Annotated in this window: 12 protein-coding genes; 7 read left to right on the top strand and 5 right to left on the bottom strand. The window is 32.6% G+C overall.

Features of this window, described 5'->3' with window-relative positions; genetic code table 11:
- Positions 1-26: 26 nt before the first annotated feature.
- From H6578_00585 to H6578_00565, 5 genes are all read left to right on the top strand, one after another.
- On the top strand, positions 27-2,102 hold the full coding sequence (locus tag H6578_00585) for a T9SS type A sorting domain-containing protein (protein ID MCB9225650.1): 2,076 nt from the start codon (positions 27-29) through the stop codon (positions 2,100-2,102).
- A gap of 150 nt (positions 2,103-2,252) precedes the next feature.
- Positions 2,253-4,040 (top strand): hypothetical protein, encoded by a 1,788-nt coding sequence (locus tag H6578_00580; protein ID MCB9225649.1) that lies wholly within the window; start codon positions 2,253-2,255, stop codon positions 4,038-4,040.
- A gap of 2 nt (positions 4,041-4,042) precedes the next feature.
- Positions 4,043-4,954, top strand: coding sequence for a hypothetical protein (locus H6578_00575; protein MCB9225648.1), 912 nt, complete (start codon positions 4,043-4,045; stop codon positions 4,952-4,954).
- A gap of 386 nt (positions 4,955-5,340) precedes the next feature.
- A complete protein-coding gene (locus H6578_00570; GenBank protein ID MCB9225647.1) occupies positions 5,341-6,291 on the top strand; it encodes a hypothetical protein in 951 nt (316 codons plus the stop codon).
- A gap of 5 nt (positions 6,292-6,296) precedes the next feature.
- On the top strand, positions 6,297-6,614 hold the full coding sequence (locus H6578_00565; GenBank protein ID MCB9225646.1) for a hypothetical protein: 318 nt from the start codon (positions 6,297-6,299) through the stop codon (positions 6,612-6,614).
- Positions 6,615-7,254: 640 nt separating this feature from the next.
- On the opposite strand, the gene H6578_00560 is transcribed toward H6578_00565, so the two are convergent.
- The 3 genes from H6578_00560 to H6578_00550 all read right to left on the bottom strand — a co-directional run bounded on the left by H6578_00560 (position 7,255) and on the right by H6578_00550 (position 10,533).
- Positions 7,255-7,839 carry a hypothetical protein gene (locus tag H6578_00560; GenBank protein MCB9225645.1) on the bottom strand — a complete coding sequence of 195 codons (585 nt, stop codon included), beginning with the start codon at positions 7,837-7,839 and terminating at the stop codon, positions 7,255-7,257.
- Positions 7,840-7,949: 110 nt separating this feature from the next.
- Positions 7,950-8,963 (bottom strand): phenylalanine--tRNA ligase subunit alpha, encoded by a 1,014-nt coding sequence (gene pheS, locus H6578_00555; GenBank protein MCB9225644.1) that lies wholly within the window; start codon positions 8,961-8,963, stop codon positions 7,950-7,952.
- A 589-nt stretch (positions 8,964-9,552) separates the two neighbouring features.
- Positions 9,553-10,533 (bottom strand): DeoR family transcriptional regulator, encoded by a 981-nt coding sequence (locus tag H6578_00550; protein MCB9225643.1) that lies wholly within the window; start codon positions 10,531-10,533, stop codon positions 9,553-9,555.
- Positions 10,534-10,686: 153 nt separating this feature from the next.
- Here H6578_00550 and H6578_00545 point away from each other — a divergent pair, with 153 nt between their 5' ends.
- Complete coding sequence (locus tag H6578_00545; GenBank protein MCB9225642.1) at positions 10,687-11,628, top strand: nitronate monooxygenase; 942 nt, start codon at positions 10,687-10,689, stop codon at positions 11,626-11,628.
- Between the two features lie 11 nt (positions 11,629-11,639).
- Here H6578_00545 and H6578_00540 read toward each other — a convergent pair whose 3' ends face one another.
- Positions 11,640-12,941: a hypothetical protein gene (locus tag H6578_00540; GenBank protein ID MCB9225641.1), complete on the bottom strand. Its 1,302-nt coding sequence runs from the start codon at positions 12,939-12,941 to the stop codon at positions 11,640-11,642.
- Positions 12,942-12,998: 57 nt separating this feature from the next.
- On the opposite strand from H6578_00540, the gene H6578_00535 reads away from it, so the two are divergent.
- Complete coding sequence (locus H6578_00535) at positions 12,999-13,628, top strand: hypothetical protein (GenBank protein MCB9225640.1); 630 nt, start codon at positions 12,999-13,001, stop codon at positions 13,626-13,628.
- Between the two features lie 112 nt (positions 13,629-13,740).
- Here the strand turns inward: H6578_00535 and H6578_00530 are convergent, their stop codons facing one another.
- Positions 13,741-15,231: a hypothetical protein gene (locus H6578_00530; protein MCB9225639.1), complete on the bottom strand. Its 1,491-nt coding sequence runs from the start codon at positions 15,229-15,231 to the stop codon at positions 13,741-13,743.
- Between the last annotated feature and the right edge of the window lie 323 nt (positions 15,232-15,554).

The following is a 15,554-nucleotide window of genomic DNA, read 5'->3' as shown; positions in this document are numbered from 1 at the left end:
TAACAAATAAACTAAAAATTAAACTTATGAAAAAAATATACCTTATACTAATTTTAATACTATCGCATGCAGGATTGCAGGCACAATTTAGTGGCGGAAATGGAACCGTAGCAAATCCATATCAAATTAGCACAAAAGCAGACCTTAAAACTCTTTGCGATGGTTCTTCATACTGGGCTTCTTATTTTATTCAAACAGCCGATATTCTATTTATCGGTTCAGATTTTAGCAGTACTGGCAATTTTTATTACGGAGGGCAAGGTTTTTCCCCTATTGGAAATGTAACTACTCAATTTACAGGAAGCTATGACGGGCAAGGGCATATAATTGACGGAGTGTATATTAACCGTGTTTTATCTAATGAATATATCAGCTTTTTTGGATATGCCTCAACTACTGGTACAATTCAAAACTTAGGATTAACAAATGCTGATATTAAGGGGAAAAATTATGTTGGTGGTATGTTTGGCTATGTTAAAGATGCTACTATAACAAACTGTTACGCTACGGGAACTGTGGAAGTATCTTTAAATTACGCAGGCGGTTTAATAGGCTACGCCTCTAACACCACTATACTAAACTGCTACTCTGAATGTACGGTAAACAATATTGGTACAGGTCCTTCTTATTTAGGAGGTTTAATAGGTAGAAATTTAGGTTCAATTACCAATAGCTATGCTACAGGCAATATAAATGGAAGCAATAATGCATCAAACGGTAGTAATTTTGTAGGAGGTTTTGTAGGATACAGCCATGCTTCTACAGCTACTCCAAGTCCTATAAATAATTGTTATGCCTCAGGAAATGTTACAGGAAATTCCACTGTTGGAGGATTTATGGGATATTGCAAAAGCCCAATAGCAAATTGCTACGCATTAGGTGGCGTAGTAGGAAATATGACCGTAGGCGGTTTTGTAGGTAATAGCTGGGGTACAATTAACAATAGTTATTCAGCAGGAAGTGTGTCTGGCAGCACCGATGTAGGTGGTTTTATAGGATATAATGATGCAGGCACAATTTCAAACTGCTTTTGGAATACTCAAACTTCCGGGCAAGCAAGTAGCTCTGGTGGAGGAACAACAGGAATAACTACTCTGCAAATGAAAAATGAAACAACATTTACCAATGCCACATGGGATTTTGAAGGAGAAACTACTAACGGCACTGCCGATATATGGAAAATGGGTTGCTCAATGAACAATGATTATCCATATTTATTTTGGCAAATTGCACCAGCTTCTACGCTTACTGCTGACTCTCTGAGTACCACAATAACACCAATAACTTGCAATGGTGGCAATGATGGAGCAATTGACTTAACTGTTGCCGGAACATCAAATCCTTATTCCTACGCATGGAGCAATAGCACAAACACTGAGGATATAGCAGGGTTGTCCGCAGGAACATATACAGTTACTGTTACAGATGCAAATAACTGTTCTGCCACTGTTAGCACTATCATTTCTGAACCGGCTATGATAACAGGTACAGACGTTCAAACATCTTGCGGTGCTTTTACTTGGATAGACGGAAATACTTACACTTCAAGTAATAATACAGCCACTTTTACCCTTGCAGGAGGTGCAGCTAATGGGTGTGATAGTACGGTAACTTTAAATTTAACCATTAACAATAATCAAAGCATTACCACTACTACTTCTGACCTTACTATTACAGCAAACGAAACAGGTGCTTCCTACCAATGGATAGATTGTAATGACAACAACAACTCTATTTTAGGAGAAACCAACCAGAGTTTTACCGCTACAGCTAATGGCAGCTATGCCGTGATGGTGTATAGCGGAAGTTGCTCTGATACTTCTGACTGTGTAGAAATTAATACCGTAGGAATTAAAAATATAGTAGAAACTAATTTTGCTAATATTTATCCAAACCCGGCAAAAGATTTTGTAATAATAGAAACAGGTTCTTTTGATAATTATAATATTGAACTTTATAACGCTATTGGAAATTTAGTGTTTTCAAAAGAAATAAATAGCGATAAGATAACCGTTTCTACACAATCTTTTGTGGCAGGCGTTTACTTTGTAACTATTAAAAACCAATCTGCAAAGCAAGTTGCGAGATTAGTAATAAAGTAAAATAATTTAAGAGATAGGAAGAATAATTCTTTTATTCTTTGTGTGGTTTAGGGTCCTCTATGAGAGACCCTAAAGGGTAATAATGGAAATTTAATAAAAACCGCTGGATATGGATGGAGTAATGCAGGAGCTTTTTCTGAAGAAACTATAATGCAAGGCGAGTATTTAGAATGGACACCATGTGCAAGCTCAGGTTTAAATCAACAGGTATCCCTTGGTTTATCTTATGTAGATGCCAATCAACACTACGCATCTATAAAAAATATGTGGCATCATTATAATGCTACTACATATAGGATATTTGAATCGGGTTCATTAAAAGTAACATATTCAAGTCAACCTTCTGGACAAAAAATGCGTGTTTCTAGAGAAAAAGTAGGCAGCAATAATTACATAAGGTATTATTTAAATGGAGTATTAAAGCGTACAGTTACAGATCCTAACCCAGCTGACCCTATGTATGCCGATATTTCAATATACAGAAACAATACAGGTGTGTGCGATTTAAAAATTGGTAAGATAATAACAATAGAAACAGATACCGTACGTTATTATGTTAAAGATGGTAGCACTTTTAAAATGAATGAACACCATTTATATGGCTCTTCAAGATTGGGAGTAGAAGAAAAAGACGAATTTTTAGCATTTAGTGGTAGTAATATAAGTACAGACTCATTACTAACCACCATATATGGCTACGCAGATACCACTATAACAGCTACATATTTAAGTAGTAGTACAGAAGTAGAAGATACCGTATTTACAGAGCCGGATAGTATATGGGTAAAAAGAATGGGCGAAAAGAAATATGAATTAAGTAATCATTTGGGGAATGTAATGGTAGTAATAAGTGATAGAAAATTAGGAGTGGATTCAACAGGAGGCGATACTGCTAATTACTACATAGCAGATGCTATTAATGCAACTGACTACTACCCATTCGGTATGACCATGCCAGGGCGCTCTTTTAATAGCCCTGATTATAGGTTTGGGTTTAATGGGATGGAGAAAGATGGGGAGGAATGGTCTGGTAGTGCAGGCAACCAACTAGACTTTGGTGCTAGGATTTATGATAGTAGGTTGGGGAGATGGTTGAGTTTGGATCCGTTGTCTAAAGAGTACCCTTCTTATTCTGATTATTCTGGAATGAACAACAATCCGATATTATTAACAGACCCAACAGGAAAAGGGGCAGAAATTTCGAATATACAGTTGACTTCTCAGAATGGACAGGTTACTGGTGGGACTGCAGAAATGACGATTTATATGAATTTATATTTAGATCCTAATATGCATTATGATGGAGATATTACACAGGATTTAACTCATAATTTTGGTGCGCAAAATGAGGATGGTACTTGGGAAGCATCATATAGAGATGGTCCAATAAGAGCAGAAATAGAAGGTATTGGGAATGTAGATCTTCAGGTAAAGCCAAAAGTTGTTATTAGGGTAATAAGCTACGATGAGGCTCAACAAAAAATTGCTACAGAAACAAATCAAGCAAATAATTACTATAAGGTTATAGATGGAATCGTGGGTGAAGGGGGGCATAATATGAACGGAAGTAATCAAGGAGTAATTTATATGGAAACTTTCAAAGATGATATTGGAAAAGTTGTTGTTAAACATGAAGGATGGCATTCTGTAACAAACGGTTATAAAGATTCTGGGTATTCTCCTAGTAATCCTAATACATATGGCGGACATAATGATAGTGGTTTAATGGATGGCATCCCCAAGAATGGAGAAACTCTTGAACTAGAAGATTTTGATGCAATTAAACCAAATTACCTTTATAGTCAACAGGGGAAAGCACAACAAGCTCCTATTGGAGTTACACAAGAAGATTTTATAAATAAAAAACCAGTTCAAATTGGAGGAGGTGTGGATAACAGGACTAATTTGAGTAATGAAGAATTAAGTGGAGGAAAATAGTTATGAAGTATTTTATATTAAATATATTTATCTTTATTTTTTCCTTACTAAGTGGTCAAATTGGATTAACTTGGAGTCCTAGATTTTATGGAGAAAACAGAAACAATGAAGTAATTGCAAAAAATAAGATTAGGACAGTTAAGGTATATCAAGTTTACAAGGCAGGGGAAAAACTAACTTACACATATAGTTTTAATATTGATGGATTGTTGATAAAAGAATTTAGCAGTTTGGGACGTGATTCTTCAAAACTAGTTAAAGACTATTATTATAAAGATGGTAAATATGACATTTATTTTTATACATCATATCCTAAGAATATAAATGATACCATTGCTTACACTTCTTATGCTAAGAATGGAAATAAAGAAGAGGAATGTATTTATGAATTGGGCGAATGCTATAGATACGACACAATTACAACTAATTTTTCAGAAAAATATAAAATAGACTCTGTTTATACGCTAATATATGATTTAGATAACAATTACATTAAAAAAGATTTACTTTGCGTTAATCATACTAATAATAATATAACTCTTTCTAATAAGTTTTCTTTAAGTCACATTAATACAACTCTTTCCATATTCTCAGCACTATATTTAAGCCAAAATACTTATGATTTATATGATGCTGATGGGATAATTCTTTGGGGCAATTATGATAATATTAGAGTTTATCAAGAAAAAGATAAGCACAATATTCGAGAAATTTTGATTCACTTTAATAATGATCAAATAATTGAAAGCCTTGAATATATGGACTTTTATTATAATAAAAAAGGTAGAATTGAGAAGGTTGTGAATTCAAATGGTATTCAAATTTATCTTAAATACAAAAAAGGACTTTTAAGAGAGCTTACATATAGTGATTTATCTAACGAAATGGTAAAAAAATATATGTATGAATGGTGAATTGGGGTGGTAGTGTATCAGAATAGGTCATGGGAATATAACGTATTGAAAACCAATAAATAAAAAAGTAAAAGGTAGCTTTCAAACTCCCACCTGTCCGTAGTTTATAACCTGTTTGCTGTACGTATGGCTTTGCCTACGGACTGGCTAAAAAGGTAGTTTGCAGCTACCACTATACTAAACAAAGTTTATTAATTTTTTCCTTGTGGTCGGTCTTATGACCGTACCACTCCTTTTCCGTGCTGTCAGAAGCTACCTTCTGATAATTTGTTTACAAAAACATCAAAAAAAATGCTTACATTTGGTTTAAACTTTAAGTAAGTTACGTGCAAAATCAAGTAGCATATTATATAAATTTAAGTGTAAAAAAATACCACCCGTTTGGTATGACCATGCCAGGAAGACAATATGTGACCGCAAGTCCGACCACTGGCGGATATAGGTTTGGGTTTAATGGAATGGAGAAGGATGGAGAGGCTTGGAGCGGTAGTGCAGGTAACCAATTAGACTTTGGGGCTAGGATTTATGATAGTAGGTTGGGGAGATGGTTGAGTGTGGATCCACAAGCAGGCAGATTCTCAGCTTGGAGCCCATATCATGCTATGATGAATAATCCTATTTGGATGATAGATCCAGATGGAGAACAATGGGATTTTAGTAATTTACAAGTTACGTATGATAAACAGAGTCAATCTATTAGAGTAACGGGAGAGGTTACTGTTAAATATACTGTGTTAAATTTAACTGATAAGGCAATTGGAATCAATGATATAGAAATTAGAGATTTTGTAATTCCTCATATTTCCTATGATGACATATTGCCTATTGACCTATCTGGAAATCCAAATATTTCCTCAGACGGGTATGGATCCCCTACAGTAAGATTTGAAGTAAATAATCTTAAGATTAATGTTGAATTTACTAACGTAATTTCAGATGTTAATCAAGTAATGCCTGATGATCACGTCCTTATTATTGCAAACAATATTGATACTAAAGCAGAAGATAATGGTATAATTAGTGATGCTGCAGGTGTAGCAGATAAAGAAGGTAATATTGCAGCTGTTCTTGAAAATTACATTAACAATCATACCCCTACACATGAAGTAGCTCATAACTTAGGGACAGATGATTGGAAGATAGAAGACAATGCATTACCAGGATACTTAATGTCTTATGCAGATAATAAAAATGGTTATAAACTCACTAATTCTGATAAAATAAATATCGTTAATAACATTGTATTTGAATATTCATATGAAAATGCTAATTATTGTGAACCTAATGGTTCTAAAGAAAAAACAAAAGAGTTTATTGAACAAACAGGAATAAAATGATTTTGATGAGATATTTTTGGGTTTTAATATTGCTTTTTTCTTGTAACTTAAGAAATAACCACGTAAAGAATAATAATTGTTCTACTGAAGATAGACAACAGATTACAAAGAAGTATTGTTTTTCTTGTCATGGACTTAGAAAAAACATGACAGCAGTTAAACTTGAATATCTGATTGATAGTGTTGGAATTGAAAGGGTAATTTTAGCTATAAATGATACGATTAAGAATTCACCACATTCCAATATGAATTTGTCAGATGAAGAAATACGATGTATAACAGAGTTTTTATCTGATTCGCCTTGGATTGTAGTAGATTATTAAGCGGACAGTGCAAAATCAATGTAGGTAGTGTATCAGAATAGGTCATGGGGTAGTGTCTCCAAATAGTTGGTGGATTTGTAAATTACTGATAATGAGTGGAATTGGAGGCGTGGAATATAAAAACAATACACTTTTTAAGTGATAGTTGTATATAAGAGGAGAAGAGTTCTTTGAAATATGGAGATTTATGAGCTTCAAACAGGAGTGCTTGTCCCCACCTGTCCGTAGCAAGCCCCCCGCTCTTCGTAGAACCGCTAAAGCTCATTCTACGTAGAGCGGGGTGGTAGTTTTTTGCACTTAATTTTGTATAATATGTAGCTTGGTTTAGCACTTTTTAAAGATAAGAAAATTATATAAATAAATGGTACGGCACGGATGCCGACCATGGGAAAACCCACTACTTGAAACGTTAGATAATAACACGCTTCTTGGTCTCTTATTTCATAACCTTGTCTAAAATTCATTATTCAAATCTAATAAACTTTGTTTAGTTTAGTGGTAGCTGCAAGCTACCTTTTTAGCAGTCCGTAGGCGCAGCCGTACGGACAGCACACGAGTTAAAAGCTACGGACAGGTGGGGACAGATTATTCATAGTAAACTACGGACAGTTAGGTGTAGCAGGACAGTCAGGTTTATAATCTATTCTGAAATAGCCTTCTTTCGATAATAAAATTTTTCATTAAACTCTCTATTCATCTCTTGTAATTCATGAAAATCTTCAACTTTTACAAGCTTATCATCTTCATAATAAAACCTTTTTAATAATATTTCATATCCTTTTTCTGGATAATACTTTATTAAAATCCCTTTTTTAAAATCATAAGTGACATCTACAATTGTAACTGCTCCGTTTTTTTTAACAAAATCAATATTTAAAATATAAAAGCTCGTATCAGAATATTCAGCAAAGTTACTATCATAAACTTCACAATAAATACTATCATTATAATCAAAATATCCGTCTGAAATATTTAATAAAGCTGAATCTAAACTATTTTTATTAATTTGAATCCACTTAGTCTTTACTAAAATGTCTTCATCAAAGATAGTATCAATAAGAATATTAGGAATTATCTGTTTTCTATGATAATCTGTAGTCCAATATTCTACTCTATATTCATTACTTTCTTTATTATTTATGTTTGAACAAGAAAATAATAGAACAACTGATAATATTAAAAATAAATATTTAATATTAAAAGTCGCTGTCATTCGGTAAACCATCTAATAATATTTTTTCCATTTCTGCCTTATTTAGCCCTCCATTTAAAGGCTTATATTGCCTTTGCATAAAATCTTTTTCTTGTGGTCGGTCTTATGACCGTACCACTCCACTATCTAAACTGCTTTAAAAAATTTACATCATTTTCAAAAAATAGACGAATATCGTCAATGCCATATTTAAGCATTGTAATACGTTCTATGCCCATACCAAAAGCAAATCCCGAATATTCTTGAGGATTTATACCTACATTTTCAAGCACAGCAGGGTCAACCATACCACAGCCACCTATTTCTACCCAGCCACTGTGTTTGCATACTTTGCAGCCTTTAGCATTGCATATAAAACATGAAACGTCTATTTCGGCACTTGGCTCTGTAAAAGGAAAATACGATGGTCGCATACGTATATTATCGCTACCAAACATTTCTTTAGCAAAATAATAAAGTGTTTGTTTTAAATCGGCAAAAGAAACATTTTTATCTATATACAAGCCCTCTACTTGATGAAAAGTACAATGTGCCCGAGCCGAAATGGTTTCGTTTCTATACACTCGCCCGGGAGTTATAATTCTTATAGGCGGTTTTTGTCGTTCCATTACTCTAATTTGAGCAGAAGAAGTATGCGTTCTTAACAACAAATCTTTATCGTAATCAATATAAAAAGTGTCTTGCATATCCCTAGCAGGATGATGTTCCGGCAGGTTTAAAGCTGTAAAATTATGCCAATCGTCTTCTATTTCCGGTCCTTCTTCTACCACAAAACCCAATCGTTTAAAAATTTCAATCATTTCATTTTTAACTATGTTTATAGGGTGGCGTGTACCTATTTCATAAGGCATTCCCGGTACAGTTAAATCTTCATCTTCATTATCTTTTTTGTTTCCCTCAGTGGTAGCTTTGGCTTCGTTTACTTTCTGCTCGGCAGTTAGTTTTATTTCATTTACCAACTGTCCAAAATCCTTTTTCTTTTCATTAGGAATATCTTTCATAAAAGCAAAAAGGTCTTTTAATTTTCCTTTGCTTCCTATGTATTCAATTCTAAATTGTTCTCCTTCTTCCGGAGTATTTAAAACGGCTTCCTTTATGCTTTTCAGCATCTGCTCTGCTTGCTCAAATGGATTCATTCTGCAAATTTAATGAATTAGATTTAGAGAAACATATATACACTTAAATACTAAATACCTGAGTTCAATTAATATTTATACAAACAGGCATTGAATAAAATGAAAAAGGCAAGGCGTGAAAGTGAAGATTTATCGGGATAAATCAAGATTTCACAACGAAGCATTTTTTATTTTAGCAATGAGCAATAGCATAAAAAGACTTTTTTTATGCTATTTTTTATTCATTAACGCTTCATGGCAGCAATCTACTTCCTAAAAATACTTTCAAATAGCTCGCTATGTGTGCAGTATTTTTAGTTGTATCTCACTACCATCAAGCGTTCTGTTCCATAAAGATTAACCGAACTCAGGTTAAACAAAATCTTTAGCCTTAATCACATCCGTCCGAAAACTCTCCCGGCAGGTTTATCGCAGAGAACTTTGATGTAGTACGAATTTTCCTTGTAATCATAAGACCGACCACAGGAAAAAACAAAAAAGGTCATATTGGGTTGCAGTTTAAAACTATCCCCAAAACATCATTTCCAACTTGGTTGGGAATGCTTGAGCCATCTATATAAAAGCATTTAGTTTACTAGTGTAAACAAAATTATATTTCAGATATTACTTCAAAACCCTTATAGCTACCTGTTATAGCTAATCCTGTTATCTTTTTTGCAATCTTTTTTTCTTTTATTTTAATAGCTATTTCATTTATTGTAGCACCACTGCCTATTGCATCATCAATAATTAAAATGTGCTTGTACTTTCTTTGCTGTGGAACAATAAAAGTATTTTTAGCATTGGCAATTCGTTCAAAAATTTTAGATAAAGCTTTTTGGGGTATTATTATGGAGGTTTTTATTTTATCAACTTTCACTTCGGGTAAATCTATGTTGAGCATCTTTTTAAGCTCTGTCATAATTTGAACTTTTCTACTTATAGTTGGTGGAACATAAACAACAGCATCAATATTTTCATCTTTAATAATCTTATAAATACGTTGCTTTATTTCAGATACAATTAATTTCATCAACTGTCTGCTTTGCCCTTGTTTGGCGTAGTGCATAAGTGTACCCAGTCGGGTTTTACCAAAGCGTTCAATGGCATAGAAATCAAGATAATAAAGTTCATCTACTCCTATTTGATTAATTCCTTTTGTTTTTTTTAGCTTCTCTATTCCATTTATTAAACTATTATTATTGTAATATTGCAAATATTTATTTCGGGTTAAAATATACTCATTAATTGTTTTTTCTACATTTAGTTGCTGTTTCTCGCACCAATAAATCATACCATCTAATCCCTCTAACATGTTGCCTAAAGCATCTATTACTAAAAAATGTTTTTTTAAAAACTGTTCTTTTTCATAATCAACTGTAAATAATTGATTTTCAATTTGACTGGCGTTTATTTTATAAAAAACCTTAGGGCTTATGCCTATTTTAACAATGCTGTTATCTTCTTCTAATTCCAATAATATTCTATGAATATATTGTCTTGAAACTTTTAATAAAATACTTAGTTCATGCACAGATAGTTGCCCATGTTTTTGCAATAGTTTGAGAACTTTATCTTTTGTTTTCATCATACAAATATAATTAGTTTACAGTAAATAGTTTACTGTAAACTAATTTTTATAAAAACAACGTAAAAAATTAATAATTTACTTTTGGGGGACAAAGGTTCTTTCTTAGGTTCTAAGTATTTTTTTAACTTTGTTACTCTAAAATTTAAAGCCACTATGCAAAACCGAATAACCAAACTTTTTAATATTCAATACCCTATTATTCAAGCGGGAATGATATGGTGTAGTGGCTGGGAACTGGCAAGTGCTGTTAGCAACGCTGGCGGACTTGGCATTATAGGAGCAGGCTCTATGTATCCTCATGTTCTTAAAGAGCATATTCAAAAATGCAAGCAAGCTACTAACAAGCCTTTTGCTGTTAATTTTCCTTTGCTTTATCCCGATATTGACCAACACATAAAAACTATTATAGAAGAAAAAGTGCCTATTGTTTTTACATCGGCAGGAAACCCTAAAACGTGGACACAAACCCTACAAAACGAGGGAATTAAAGTGGTACACGTGGTTAGTAGTTTAAAGTTTGCCCTAAAAAGTGAAGCCGCAGGCGTAGATGCCGTGGTGGCAGAAGGTTTTGAAGCAGGCGGACACAATGGACGGGAAGAAACTACTACACTTTGTTTAATTCCTTTGGTAAAAAGTCAGCTAAAAATACCTTTAATAGCTGCGGGAGGTATAGGCTGTGGCAAAACTATGCTTGCCGCTTTTGCTTTAGGAGCCGATGCCGTACAAATAGGTAGCCGTTTTGTGACGAGTGAAGAAAGCAGTGCTCACTTAAATTTTAAAAATGCCGTAGTTAATGCTCAAGAAGGAGATACAGATATTCGCCTAAAAGCGGTAACGCCTGTTCGCTTACTTAAAAATAATTTTTATGCCGATGTTAAAACTGCCGAAGAACGATGTGCTACTCCCGAACAGCTGAAAGAAATATTAGGCAGAGGAAGAGCTAAAAAAGGAATGTTTGAAGGAGAATTAGAACAAGGAGAACTTGAAATAGGGCAAGTTTCGGCTCAAATAAGCACTATTAAGCCTGCGGCTGAAATAGTTGCTGAAATTTGGCAAGAGTTTATTGCTGAAAAAGACAAATTGAGCAGATTATAATATACAATAATTTAACAAGGAATAATTTTTAGCGATTTTTTTCTCCTTATATATTGTTGCAATGCTTTTTGAACAAAAGGATTGTTTTCACAATAAATTATTTGCTCTTTTATAGTACTAAGTTTTCCGTCATAAAATTCTTTATCTATAATAGCATAACCTCTGTACACAAAATCCTCTACAAGTATGGCATATATTACATCAGAAAAACTGTTTTCTCTAATTATGTAAAAATTACGCATAGGATACAGCTCTTTTAATAAAGCCTCTTCTACTTTTTCTTTGTACTCGTTTATAGATTCTTCTTCGTTGCTTTTTTTATGATGCAATCCGTTTTCTTTTATAAATCTCTTTAAATAGTTTTTAGCTCTTTTAGCATTTATAAAAGTCCACAATGCTTTTTCGGTATAGTTTTGCTCTATATAAAAAGCGTTTTTCCCTTCATATTTATTCTCAAAAATACCTACGGGATATTTTCTTAGTGTACTCATTTTATTATACGTAGGGCGTTCTTTTCTTATTTCTTCTATTTCTTGCAAATTGGCTACTATAACACTATTAAATACCTCTGTACTTATTTCTTCTATTTTTTCAAACAAACCATTATATCGGTTCGTGTTGTTTATATTGAGTAAAAACTTAGTTACTTCTCCAAAAATATTTTTTGAAGAACCAATATATAAAGCCTTTCCATTGGCATTTAAAAAACGAAAAACACCGGGTTCTTCCGGCAGTGCATCTACCATTGCTTGCGTTACATTGCCTTCAAATTCTATGTTTTGAGAGTTTGAATTAGAATGATTAACAATGTAATCTTTACCTTTTTCTGCTATCATTTTGTGCAATAATAGTGCAGTAGCTTCGGCATCGCCATAGGCTCTGTGTCTATCTTCAAGCCCAATGCCTAAGCTTTTGCATAAATTGCCTAAACTATAAGAATCTTGATTTTTAAAAATACGCTGAGAAAGTTGAACGGTACACACATTAGGACTTCTAAAAGTTATGCCCAGCCGTTTAAACTCTCGCTTAACCATGGTATAATCAAAAGTAATATTGTGTGCCACAAAAACACACCCGTCTATAAGATTATAAACTTCTTGGGCTATATCTTTAAAAAAAGGAGCGGTGCTAACCATTTCGTCTGTAATGCCCGTTAGCTTTACTACAAAAGGAGATATTTTTCTTTCGGGATTAACTAAACTGGAAAAACTATTAACAAGCTTTTTGCCATCGGTAACATAAATGGCTATTTCCGTTATTCTATCGTCATATAAATGACCCCCGGTGGTTTCTACATCAATTACTGCAAACACAAATTATCAATTACGATATTTATTTCAATTTAACTTAGTATTTTTACTTCGTAAATTATGAATTCTTTTTTAAAAATAACAATATTAGCTTTTTCAATTTCAACCTTAGTTGCTAATGCCCAGCAAGATACAACTAAATTATTTTATGCCAAAAAAATTCAAAGCAATGCTTTTGTAGAGTTGGGCAGCAATATTATGCAAAGTTATGATAAAGCCGGCATGGATGTTAAAATTTCTGTCAATTGGTTGGTACAACATAAATATTATATAGGAGCAGCATACAACCAGTTGGCGTCAAAAGAAACTTTTATGTCGCTAAAAAATACTGATTCTGAAATAATTTTTGACGAAACAAAAGTAAAATATCAAACTTTAGGGCTTCAGTTTGGGTATATATTTTTCCCTGATCAAAAAATAATTTCTCTAAGCCCTGATTTAACAGTTGGCTGGGCAGGAGTGCGTTTAAACACCGATACCGTTACCAATAAAATAAATGGAGCGTATATTTCTCCTGCCGTAAAAGGAGTATTTAATGTTAGTAAATATTTTAGAATAGGACTTGAGCTAAACTACAATATTTTTGCTATTAAACAGTTTGAAACAGACGATAAATATTTTATAAAGTTTCAAGGCAAAGATTTAAACGGCATAGGCGGAGGTATTTTTTTTAGAATAGGCTCGTTTTAATAAAGGTGTAATAGTGAAAAATAGTGGTCAAAATCACTTTTAGCATAAAGAATGGAACGGCAACACAATACTGCAAATGCATATTAAAGATATTAGGAAGAGTGAATAAAAACTATTTCTCTACAGATTCCCTATAAAAATCATGAATACTTTTACTTTTATTTAAGTGGCTTTCTACCCAAAATGTTAGTAAAACCCTGCCTACCATTCTATCGGCATAATTTGTAAGTTCGGTTTTAAGTTTTTCCCAATCTTTTTTGCTGTATTTAGCGGTGTTAGAGAATTTTTTAATCGTATTACAAATAGTTTTTTCTATACTTGAAAGCTCATGATTTCTATTAGTAGAACGATATAAAGATTCTATTAAAAGATAGTTTTTTAATTCATAGTGGCAAATGAGTGTAAGCACGCTGGCAAACGCCTGAAGGTCTTTTCTAACATCAGATTTTATGTCTTTTATTTTATATAGCCAAAGTATGGTATTATCAAAATCTTCTGCGAAGAAAAAAATTAAAGCATAGTTATAATAAAGCGTTAAAAGTGAAGATGCGTTTATTTTGTTTTCATATTTTTTTAAATTGGCAGTTACTTTTTTACTTTGACTTATGGCTTCATTTAGTTTGCCCGTATTCATGGCATAAAGCGTAGTATAAAGTGTATAGTTTTGATAAAATTCGCCCTTGTCATTATCGTTAGCTACTTTTATTTTAGCTATAGTGTCTAACTCTTTTTTCAGCAATTCAAAATCCTCTAACTTGAAAATTGCCCCCATATAATTAAAAAATATAATTAAATAACGCCTAGTGTTGCTTTGTTTAAATTGAGGATATTCATTAAAAAGGTTTACCAATGTTTTTTGGCATTCAAACTGTTTTTCAGAATTATTAGCTAAAAGGTAGTAGTTAGAAAGTGTATTGTAATACCACATTTTTATGGTAAACGAGCCGGAATGGTCAATATCATTTTTATTGTATTGTTCCATTTCTTTGGCAACTATGGCTAAGTTGCTGTCAGAAATTTTATTTCTATATTTAGATACAAAATGGAAAATTCGGTTTTTTGAGCTTATTAGTTTATTGCTTAAATTTATTTTATACAATAAGTTTTCTTTAGTTTTTTTGTAATCACTATATTCTTCTATTGCCGTGTTTAAGTCTTGTTCATTAAGGTACAGCATTTCAATATCAAGTATCTCTATATGCTTTTCAAACAGCTCATAGTCAGTGGCTAATGATTTTGCTTTTTGTAGTTTATTCCATTGTTCTTTAAAAAGATTTTTTTTACTGAAAAAATGTTGGTCTTTCATTAAATCGGCAATTTCATCTTCTATTCTATCCTCATTAATCTCTCGCATACTTTTTAAAATAGTGTCTTTGAGATATTTTTTATTTTGCGGAAGATTTTTTACCAAATTAGAATTTTTGCCCAGTTTTTTTGTCAATTTATCTTCATCATATTCCAGCAAATCGTTTATAGCATCAAAAAGTTTAAGATAGTTGTTGTCTTCCCCTTTTTGTTGGGTAGAAACATACATCTTAAAAAGCCTTTTCTCGCTTTTATCTAAGCTGTGTATTAATTGATGTAGCCTATCTGTCCTTTTCATTTAATACAAAAATAATATAAAACAATCAAATTATTTGCTCTAAGCGGTATTATTTTAAAATTAAAAAACAAATTGATTATCAATATGTTGTATTTATTTTTAACACCTCTAAAACATTATTTTTCATTTTTTTTGGTGCAAGTTCAGACTGTCTATTTATTATTTTTGACCTCAACGAGAGACGGTTTTTCGCCAAACCACATACTCTATTGTTCAAAGACAACGTACATATCCCATGTCTTTCTTTGAATTTTGATGTCCACAGTTATTTTTTGTGTGTGGTAACTGTGGACATTTTAAAAAATGAAGATACTAAAACTAAG

Source organism: Chitinophagales bacterium, assembly GCA_020635995.1.
Lineage (GTDB): Bacteria > Bacteroidota > Bacteroidia > Chitinophagales > UBA8649 > JAFMKE01.
This window is presented reverse-complemented; position numbering and strand designations above follow the sequence as displayed.